General features: G+C 59.2%; 2 protein-coding genes. Both read left to right on the top strand.

Going from position 1 to position 1,008, the window contains the following annotated elements; translation table 11 throughout:
- Positions 1 to 506, top strand: a 506-nt coding sequence (locus RSO01_RS46855) for a cytochrome P460 family protein (RefSeq protein ID WP_147157490.1), incomplete at its 5' end; no start/stop codon positions are given.
- 44 nt (positions 507 to 550) lie between these two features.
- Positions 551 to 1,008 (top strand): cytochrome P460 family protein (locus tag RSO01_RS46850; protein ID WP_147157489.1); only part of this gene is annotated, 458 nt, incomplete at its 3' end.

Below are 1,008 nucleotides of genomic sequence, written 5' to 3'. Positions count from 1 at the left end.
CACTGACAAGGAAGCGCTATCTCCCCGAGTATGACGCCGCGGGCGACCTGCTGCTGCCGAAGAATTTCAATGAGTGGGTGTACGTCGGCTCACCCCTCACTCCCAACGCGCTCAACGGCGGCAAGGCCAATTTTCCTGAGTTTCACAACGTCTACATCGAACCAGGCTCTTACGAGATCTACAAGAAGACAGGCAAGTTCCCGGAGGGCACGATCTTCTTCAAGGAACTGCAGCTGACGCTGCCCGCCGAGAACCCGGATGGATCACGCACCGAACCTTCTGGGCGAGGCTTCTTCCCCGGAAAGCTGAACGGCGCCGACGTTACGGTCAAGGACACCAAGCGCTATGCCGAGTCCGGAGGTTGGGGTTACTACAACTTCAATCACCACGAGCCGAAGGCAGCGACGGCCAAGTTGCTGCCCAAATCCGAATGCGCTTACTGCCACATCGCGAGCGCCAAGAAGGATGACGTCTGGACCCAGTTCTATCCGCTGCTGGACAAATAGGTCGTCACCGAACGCTACCGGTCGCCAACACAGGGAACAGCGCCATGAGAATCGTCGGTGTCTTGGGCGTCGCCCTGGCAGGATTGTCTGTGATCGGCGCCGCCACAGCCTACGGGCAGATCGATACTCGCTCACAGTACGGCGCAACGACGGCGGCCGTTGTCGACGACAAGGGAAGTCTGCGGGTGCCTGCCGACTATCGGACCACCTATGAGGCACTGGGTAGCTGGGCCGTGGCCAAAGACGACGGCCCGGGCTCAAAGGAGATGCACATGGTCTATGCATCGCCTGGAACCATCGCCGCGTATCGCAAGGACGGACACTTTCCCGACGGCACCGTTCTCGTGAAGGAAGTGTTCAAAACGACTACTGGAAGTATGACAACCGGAACCGTCAGCAGTGCCGGCACGCTCGCTGGCTGGTTCGTCATGGTAAAAGACAAGGTTGGCCGATTTCCAGGAAACAAGCTTTGGGGCAACGGCTGGGGCTGGTCCTGGTTCGA

The sequence above is a fragment of the Reyranella soli genome, from assembly GCF_007992495.1.
GTDB classification, from domain to species: domain Bacteria; phylum Pseudomonadota; class Alphaproteobacteria; order Reyranellales; family Reyranellaceae; genus Reyranella; species Reyranella soli.
The sequence above is the reverse complement of the archived record's forward strand: the minus strand, read 5'-3'. Positions and strand labels throughout refer to the sequence as shown.